At 41.9% G+C, this 5822-nt stretch carries 8 protein-coding genes; 2 read left to right on the top strand and 6 right to left on the bottom strand.

The window, feature by feature from the left end; translation table 11 throughout:
* From cimA to rfbD, 6 genes are all read right to left on the bottom strand, one after another.
* Positions 1–1001, bottom strand: a 1001-nt coding sequence (cimA, locus tag HOO90_RS10120) for a citramalate synthase (RefSeq protein WP_292842649.1), incomplete at its 3' end; no start/stop codon positions are given.
* 41 nt (positions 1002–1042) lie between these two features.
* Positions 1043–1537: a YajQ family cyclic di-GMP-binding protein gene (locus tag HOO90_RS10115; RefSeq protein WP_292842647.1), complete on the bottom strand. Its 495-nt coding sequence runs from the start codon at positions 1535–1537 to the stop codon at positions 1043–1045.
* Between the two features lie 108 nt (positions 1538–1645).
* Positions 1646–1957 carry a pyrimidine/purine nucleoside phosphorylase gene (locus HOO90_RS10110; protein WP_292842646.1) on the bottom strand — a complete coding sequence of 104 codons (312 nt, stop codon included), beginning with the start codon at positions 1955–1957 and terminating at the stop codon, positions 1646–1648.
* Between the two features lie 106 nt (positions 1958–2063).
* Positions 2064–2609, bottom strand: coding sequence for a dTDP-4-dehydrorhamnose 3,5-epimerase (gene rfbC / locus HOO90_RS10105; RefSeq protein ID WP_292842644.1), 546 nt, complete (start codon positions 2607–2609; stop codon positions 2064–2066).
* Complete coding sequence (gene rfbA / locus HOO90_RS10100) at positions 2606–3493, bottom strand: glucose-1-phosphate thymidylyltransferase RfbA (RefSeq protein ID WP_292842642.1); 888 nt, start codon at positions 3491–3493, stop codon at positions 2606–2608. Before rfbA ends, rfbC begins: the two co-directional genes overlap by 4 nt.
* A gap of 48 nt (positions 3494–3541) precedes the next feature.
* On the bottom strand, positions 3542–4447 hold the full coding sequence (gene rfbD / locus HOO90_RS10095) for a dTDP-4-dehydrorhamnose reductase (RefSeq protein ID WP_292842640.1): 906 nt from the start codon (positions 4445–4447) through the stop codon (positions 3542–3544).
* 292 nt (positions 4448–4739) lie between these two features.
* Here rfbD and HOO90_RS10090 point away from each other — a divergent pair, with 292 nt between their 5' ends.
* Both HOO90_RS10090 and HOO90_RS10085 read left to right on the top strand, forming a co-directional pair.
* Complete coding sequence (locus tag HOO90_RS10090; RefSeq protein WP_292842638.1) at positions 4740–4991, top strand: hypothetical protein; 252 nt, start codon at positions 4740–4742, stop codon at positions 4989–4991.
* A gap of 328 nt (positions 4992–5319) precedes the next feature.
* Positions 5320–5742 carry a hypothetical protein gene (locus tag HOO90_RS10085; RefSeq protein WP_292842636.1) on the top strand — a complete coding sequence of 141 codons (423 nt, stop codon included), beginning with the start codon at positions 5320–5322 and terminating at the stop codon, positions 5740–5742.
* Positions 5743–5822: the final 80 nt, after the last annotated feature.

The following is a 5822-nucleotide window of genomic DNA, read 5'->3' as shown; positions in this document are numbered from 1 at the left end:
ACTTCTGAAACCAAAATATGGCGGATATTGCCAACTTGTTCAGGGTTGATATGTTCGTACGAAATAGGGTTTTTATTGACTGCGTCAATGTGCATCCCGCCCTTGTGCGAAAACGCATCGTTGCCCACATAAGGCGCTTTATCGTTAAAAGGCATATTAGCCACCTCACTCACATAGCGCGCCACATGCGTAAGAGCCGTAATGTTTTCTGGTGGAATACAATTTAAGCCTAATTTTAATTGCAAATTAGGGATGATAGATACTAGATTAGCATTGCCGCAACGCTCGCCAATGCCGTTAATCGTGCCTTGTACCTGGCTTGCCCCTGCTTGCACAGCAGCCACAGAGTTCGCCACAGCCATGTCGCAATCATTATGGCAATGAATGCCCACTTGCACATTAAAGGCTTTTACCACGGTCTGCGTAATTGCAAAAATCTCATCTGAAAAAGTACCGCCATTGGTATCACACAAACAAAGCACATCAGCACCCGCATCTGCGGCGGCTTGCAAAGTAGCGAGCGAATATTGCGCATTGGCCTTGTAGCCATCATAAAAATGCTCAGCATCAAACACTACTTCTTTACCCTGCTGCTTTAAATAAGCTATGGTATCGGCAATCATAGCTAAATTTTCTTCTAGCGTGGTGCGCAAAATATCGGTGACTTGGTAATCCCAACATTTACCAAAAATCGCCACTGAATGCGTATTGGCACTTAGTAAAGACTGTAGATTCTTATCATCTGCTGCTTGAATGCCGATACGGCGAGTGCTGCCAAACGCAATGATTTTGGCGTGTTTTAATTTAAGTTCGGCTACGCGCTTAAAAAAATCTAAATCTTTCGGGTTAGATCCTGGGTTGCCAGCCTCAATATAGCCGATCCCTAGCGCATCTAATTGCGCAACAATTTTGAGCTTATCTTCAACCGTAAACGAAACGCCCTGCGCCTGCGCGCCATCGCGCAGGGTAGAATCGTACGCTATCACTTTACTTTGCAGCATAGCCTATTTCTTTTTTTCTAATTTTTAAGTTGCTGAAATGGTTAATCTCTAAAATTACCAAACTGCAATGGAAAATCCGTCACATTTTTTTTACAAAAAGCGATGGCATCTTGAAGCACATCCCGCTTTGCGCCATTCACGCGTACGGTATCACCTTGAATACTGGCTTGGACTTTCATGCCAGAATCTTTAAGCAGTTTGACTAGCTTCTTTGCCAAATCGCTATCAATTCCTGCGCGAATTTTAAGTTCCTGCTTGACCTTATTACCGCCGACTTTTTGCACGTCTTTATGTTCGAGTCGCTTAGCAGAATCCGGCTCCTTCTTCTCCATCGCAGGCAATAAAATATCTTTAATCTGATCTAACTGAAAATCGTTATCGCCAAATAAAGTAATCAAATTGTCTTTTTCGTTCAGCTCAACTTTGGCTGAAGTACCTTTAAAATCGTAACGATTAGTAATTTGTTTACCTGCTGTATCAACAGCATTCTTCAAAGCAACCATATCAACTTCAGATGAAATATCAAAACTTGGCATAATTTAATTCCCAATAAATCTATAAGCGAAGGCTATGCAAGACATGAGTGCAAAGGCAGTACGTTTAGTACGAGGAGCACGAAATAACACCGCAGAGTCAAGCCGTCATTACTCGAAGTGACAAACGTAGTCTAGCGTTTCCGTCACTTCAATATCAAAAGAAGAATTTCCAGGTACGGTAAATTTTTCGCCTGCTCCGTATGTTTTCCAGGCTTCTTCGCCTTTTAGGCGCACTTTACATGAACCGAGGTTAATTTCCATCAACTCTGGTGCGGCCGTATTAAATGTAAGTGCGCTTGGGAAAATAACACCAATGGTGCTGCGTGTGCCGTTTGGCAATAACACAGTGTGGCTGACACATTTACCATCAAAATAGATATTGGCTTTCTTTTTTACGCTTACATTGTCAAATTGTGCCATTTTCAGAACTCTCAATATTAATCAAAACGTCATTATCGCAGAAAACACACGTCTAACCAATACAGTGCAACCGATTCAAGGGGAATAAGCCCAAAATAATCGGCCGTTAAGAAAAATATTCCGCTGCAACAAAGGCCTTACCTTGCTGATCTTTTGCTGACAATATCGCCGCACCGTTAATCGGCCATTTGATATCGATTTCACGGTCATTCCAGGCGATACAGCGCTCGAATTCGGGTGCATAGTAATCTGTAGTTTTATACAAAAATTCAGCTGTTTTAGAAAGCACCACAAACCCATGCGCAAAACCTTCGGGGACCCACAATTGCTTTTTATTGTCAGCCGATAAAATTTCACCGACCCATTGCCCAAAAGTGGGAGATTTTTTACGGATATCCACAGTCACATCAAACACTACACCTTGCACCACCCGTACCAACTTACCTTGCGGTTGTTGAATTTGATAATGCATACCGCGTAGGACGTTTTCTGCTGATTTTGAATGATTATCTTGCACAAAACTAACTTGCTTGCCAATTGCCGCCTCAAACTTTGCATGATTAAAGCTTTCGAAGAAAAAACCTCTGTCATCTCCAAAGACTTTAGGCTCAAGAACCAGCACATCAGGAATTGCTGTTGGTGTCACTATCATGGCTGCACCCCGTCTTTCAACATGCGGAGTAGATATTGACCGTAGCCGTTTTTAGCAAGAGGCTGCGCTAGCTTTGCAACTTGCTCAGCATTGATGAAGCCCTTGCGATAAGCAATCTCTTCGGGGCAAGCTACTTTCAAACCTTGCCTATGTTCGATAGTCTCAATAAAGTTGCTCGCCTCAATCATACTTTCGTGCGTGCCAGTATCCAACCACGCATAGCCACGCCCCATAATTTCAACACTGAGCTGATTTCGTTCAAGGTAAATACGATTCAGATCCGTAATTTCTAATTCACCACGTGCCGACGGCTTTAGATTAGCCGCAATATCTACCACCTGATTATCGTAAAAATACAAACCTGTTACCGCATAATTGCTCTTTGGAATTGCAGGCTTCTCTTCCAAACTGGTAGCCCGACCTGTCGCATCAAACGCCACCACCCCATAACGCTCCGGATCTTGTACATGATAGGCAAACACCGTTGCTCCTTGTTCACGCGCCATTGCCTGCTCAAGTTGCAGATGTAAGTCGTGACCATAGAAAATATTATCGCCCAACACTAAAGCGCTAGGGTCATCCCCAATAAACTCCTTACCAATAATAAAAGCCTGTGCAAGACCGTCTGGGCTGGGTTGTACTGCATATTGCAGATTCAAGCCCCAATCACTACCATCGCCAAGCAGTTGCTGAAAGCGTGGCGTATCCTGCGGGGTAGAAATGATTAAAATATCGCGTATTCCAGCCAGCATCAAAGTGCTGAGCGGGTAGTAAATCATTGGCTTATCGTAAATTGGCAGGAGCTGTTTTGAAACCACCTTAGTTACTGGATACAAGCGTGTACCCGAACCACCAGCCAGAATAATACCTTTACGTTGCGTCATATAAAATTCTCTATTTTTCTGTATAACTTGATTTGCTTATTGATTGATTTATTTTTCTAAAATTTCCACAAGCATACGGGCAACGCCACTTTGCCAATGCGGTAACTTTATTTTAAAAGTATTTTGTAGTTTAGTTGTATCCAAGCGCGAATTCAAAGGCCGCCTCGCCGCAGTTGGAAAAGCGCTTGTTGGCACCGCTTGAATGGCCTCAGGGGCAACCTTAACATTAACTCCAGCTTGGCGGGCAAAATCAATCACATAATTCGCATAACCATGCCAAGATGTTTCACCGCACGCCACTAAATGATATAGCCCGCTAACTTCAGCTTGTAATGTTGCTGTTCGAATGGCATGTGCCGTTACATCCGCCAACAAATCAGCACCAGTGGGTGCGCCAATTTGGTCATTAATCACCTTTAACGCATCGCGCTCTTGCGCAAGTTTGAGCATTGTTTTGGCAAAATTACCGCCGCGAGCCGCATACACCCAGCTAGTGCGAAAGATAAGATACTGGCAGCCCGAGGCAATTATTGCATTTTCACCGTCCAGTTTTGTCTGACCGTAAACACTTAAAGGAGCTGGCGCATCGGTCTCTAACCGAGGCGTATTGCCGCCACCGTCAAATACATAATCGGTTGAAAAATGAACTAACCACGCGCCGATTTTTTTTGCCTCTTCTGCCAATACCCTTGGAGCAAACGCATTAATCGTACGAGCCAGTTCAGGCTCACTTTCCCCCTTATCAACGGCGGTATGGGCCGCCGCATTCACAATCACATCCGGCGCAATCGATTGAATCGTTTGCGCAAGACCCGCTAAATTTGTGAAATCCCCACAAAAATCCAAACTCTGAGAATCCAAGGCAATCAGCTCACCTAATGGCGCAAGGCTACGCTGCAACTCCCAACCCACTTGACCGTTTTTGCCAAGCAATAAAATTTTTAGTGGTTTCATGGCTAGACATTTTAAGTGCTTTACCTTAAAAACGGCAAACTCTTTAACAAGATTGCGTCAATGTTGACGAAATATTGTCGACAGCTTCAACGCAAAACAAATACTTTTAGTCGAGCTCTGATTTGAAAAAATCACTTTCACGACTATAAAATATAAATAATTCATAGACTTATAAAGTCCATTTCACTTTCTTAACAATTGTCAACTTAGCGGGCATGTTTATTGCTTTGCTATATATACTAGCAACCCTATTTAAGCAGCAACACAATTTTAAGAAAGTGAAAGGTGCAAAATGAAATCTATTTTCAATTCCATTTTTTCTAAAAACTCCAAGCCAGCCTATCATGCACAAGGTTATGCGAACCAAAGTGATGAGAATATTCCGCATTTCACCATTACGGAAAATAAATCCATGCAAAGTGATTATGAAGTGGCTGAAATTAGCTATGAAGAATTCACCAAGGCCGCCCTGCTGGAGCGACGCAAAGCACCGAGAAAACAAGGTGAAACCAGAAGCACCTACTTCAATCAACAGCACGCCTAATTAAACGAATACACAACATAGAAAAAGACCTTTATCCCAAGATAAAGGTCTTTTTCTATTTGAACAACCATCTGTTATTACTCTTTAACAATTACCCCTAAATATTATTCTCCACAATATTAAGTTTGCAACATACCATTCAAACGCCTTGCATTATCACAATACTAGCAATCAAGTTATTTTCAAGAATTTTGCACCCTATACGTAATCGCCCTTATTTACAGTAATTTACAATAACCCACAATAATAGTAATGTTTATTACGCTATAGTTATAATGATAAAAATATCCAAAGTAAAGCCAGCGGCATTTTGTAGAATATGGAAAACTTGAATAAAAAAGCGTATTTTAGTTTGCACCACGGAGAGCCAACTAAACACTTCAGCCTATGTATTGCATTAGATGGCCATGTGGTTCACCACATCCCCAACATTCGCTCATTTACTAAACATTTAGGTTTTAACGATGTTCCACTGGTGCCACTTGATAAAAAAACCGCGCGAGCACAAAGCGATGCGGTTTTTAGCAACCTGAAGGGAATCGACAATTCGGATGATATCGATTTAGGCTCAGATGCCTGTTTACAATACAAAATCGCAGATTACCTGTACAAAAACAGTGAAGAATTCAAAAATGAATGTAGCGATTATTATGCCAATTTAATTGGCACATGCAACTCACGCCAAATCATAAATAGTAAAATTTGTGGAAACTGCGTTATGCTAGATAAAAACAATACTATTGTCGCCTAATCAACACCTTAAAAATACAATAAAAAAGCCACCTTTCGGTGGCTTTTTTATTTATTTGGTGCTGGCGTCAATCCAACAAA

It is taken from the genome of Methylotenera sp. (assembly GCF_013141425.1).
Lineage (GTDB): Bacteria > Pseudomonadota > Gammaproteobacteria > Burkholderiales > Methylophilaceae > Methylotenera.
The sequence above is the reverse complement of the archived record's forward strand: the minus strand, read 5'-3'. Positions and strand labels throughout refer to the sequence as shown.

Coding starts and splice junctions, on each gene's coding strand:
- rfbA (WP_292842642.1), bottom strand. CDS start 3,493: ATGACGCAACGTAAAGGTATTATTCTGGCTGGTGGTTCGGGTACACGC.
- HOO90_RS10115 (WP_292842647.1), bottom strand. CDS start 1,537: ATGCCAAGTTTTGATATTTCATCTGAAGTTGATATGGTTGCTTTGAAG.
- HOO90_RS10110 (WP_292842646.1), bottom strand. CDS start 1,957: ATGGCACAATTTGACAATGTAAGCGTAAAAAAGAAAGCCAATATCTAT.
- HOO90_RS10090 (WP_292842638.1), top strand. CDS start 4,740: ATGAAATCTATTTTCAATTCCATTTTTTCTAAAAACTCCAAGCCAGCC.
- rfbD (WP_292842640.1), bottom strand. CDS start 4,447: ATGAAACCACTAAAAATTTTATTGCTTGGCAAAAACGGTCAAGTGGGT.
- rfbC (WP_292842644.1), bottom strand. CDS start 2,609: ATGATAGTGACACCAACAGCAATTCCTGATGTGCTGGTTCTTGAGCCT.